The organism is Pseudomonas sp. Sample_24 (assembly GCF_004307605.1).
Lineage (GTDB): Bacteria > Pseudomonadota > Gammaproteobacteria > Pseudomonadales > Pseudomonadaceae > Aquipseudomonas.
The window spans coordinates 1-1688 of the sequence record NZ_RCNW01000111.1; the positions used below are offsets into that span (position 1 = coordinate 1).

The following is a 1688-nucleotide window of genomic DNA, read 5'->3' on the forward strand; positions in this document are numbered from 1 at the left end:
TCTCGTTGATCCGCCCCATGTAACCCACCGAGTGCGCAAAGTGCGCGCCCTGCGGATAGTGGCGAACCAGTTGCGCCACCACTTCCACGCCTGGCAGGCGGAACTGGTTGACGGCGATCCGGGCAATCTGTTCTTCGGTCAGCTCAAACAGGATCGGCACCGGCTCGAACGGCCGACGTCCCTGACGCATGCGCTTTTCGAAAATCACCCGGTCCTCGGGCGTCATCTCCAATACTTCGACGATGACGTCGAGCACTTGCTGCCAGTCGCCGGACCGCTCGCGGGTCATGCTCAGGCTGAAACTCGGCCGGTTGTCGGCGATCACCACGCCGTTGCGGTCGAAAATCAAGCCGCGAGTCGGCGGAATCGGTTGTACGTGGACGCGGTTGTTTTCCGACAGGGTCGAGTGGTAGTCGTACTGGATCACCTGAAGGAAATACAGACGCGCGATCAGCACGCCAATCAGCACCACCACGGCAATTGCCCCGAACACGACGCGGCCACGCACCAGACGGGCGTCTTTTTCGTGGTCCTTGATGCGGATCGGCTGAGGCATGAGGGCAGAACTACTTGTGGTAAGGGTGGCCGGACAGAACTGTCCAGGCACGATACAGCTGTTCGCCGATGAGGATGCGCACCAAAGGATGCGGCAACGTCAACGGCGAGAGCGACCAACGCTGATCGGCGCGGGCACAGACTTCCGGCGCCAGCCCCTCGGGGCCACCGACCATGAAATTGACAGTGCGCGAGTCCAGCCGCCAGCGATCGAGTTCCACCGCCAGTTGCTCGGTACTCCAGGGCTTGCCGTGGACTTCGAGGGTGACAATACGCTCGTTCGGCCCGACCTTGGCCAGCATGGCTTCGCCTTCCTGACGGATAAAGCGCGCCACGTCGGCGTTCTTGCCCCGGGTATTGAGCGGTATTTCCACCAGTTCCAGCGCCAGCTCGGACGGAAGACGCTTGGCATATTCATGCCAGCCTTCTTCCACCCACTTGGGCATGCGGGAACCGACGGCGATCAGTCGCAGTCGCACAGCCGTTCCTTATTCCTGGTCTTTGTTGAGCTTGTTGAAATGCTCGTGACCAACTTCAGGGCTGTGGTGTTTGCCGTCGGCGGCACGGCTCTGCTCGGCGCCTTTCCACAGGCGCTCCAGGTCGTAGAACTGACGGGCGTTGGAGGTCATCATGTGGACGATCACGTCGTCCATGTCCAGCAGCACCCAGTCGCTGTCGCCCTTGCCTTCTTCACCCAGCGGCTTGATGCCCAAGGCTTTGACGGCTTCGCGAACCTTGTCCAGCATCGCGCCGATCTGGCGGTTGGAAGTACCGGTGGCGATGATCATGTAGTCGGTGATGCTCTGCTTGTCGCGAACGTCGATGACCAGAACGTCCTGGGCCTTGACGTCTTCCAGGGCCGCTACCGCGATCTTGACCAGTTCGTCGCCTTTAGGCGGTTCGGCAGCCAGGACTTTCTCAGGCAGCGGGGCACTCTTGAACGTGCCTTTGCGCTTAACTTTGTTTACTTCGTTGTTCGTCATAAAAAACTCGTTTTGCTCGTTTGTTCGGGCGCTTCAATACACGTTGTTGCCACGTGCCTTGAGGCACTCCTATTCAGTTCGACGCACGGTAGAGTCCGTGCGCATCGATGTAGGCCAGGACCGCGTCGGGCACCAGGAAACGTACCGACT

General features: G+C 60.2%; 2 protein-coding genes and 2 pseudogenes. All 4 read right to left on the minus strand.

Going from position 1 to position 1688, the window contains the following annotated elements:
• Positions 1 to 556, minus strand: a pseudogene (locus D8V06_RS05300) (penicillin-binding protein 2); the annotation flags it as partial.
• A gap of 10 nt (positions 557 to 566) precedes the next feature.
• On the minus strand, positions 567 to 1034 hold the full coding sequence (gene rlmH, locus D8V06_RS05305) for a 23S rRNA (pseudouridine(1915)-N(3))-methyltransferase RlmH (protein ID WP_003185785.1): 468 nt from the start codon (positions 1032 to 1034) through the stop codon (positions 567 to 569).
• A gap of 9 nt (positions 1035 to 1043) precedes the next feature.
• Entirely contained in the window at positions 1044 to 1538 is a 495-nt protein-coding gene (rsfS, locus tag D8V06_RS05310) for a ribosome silencing factor (protein ID WP_056855808.1), read from the minus strand.
• A gap of 73 nt (positions 1539 to 1611) precedes the next feature.
• A pseudogene (locus tag D8V06_RS05315) lies at positions 1612 to 1688 on the minus strand (nicotinic acid mononucleotide adenylyltransferase); the annotation flags it as partial.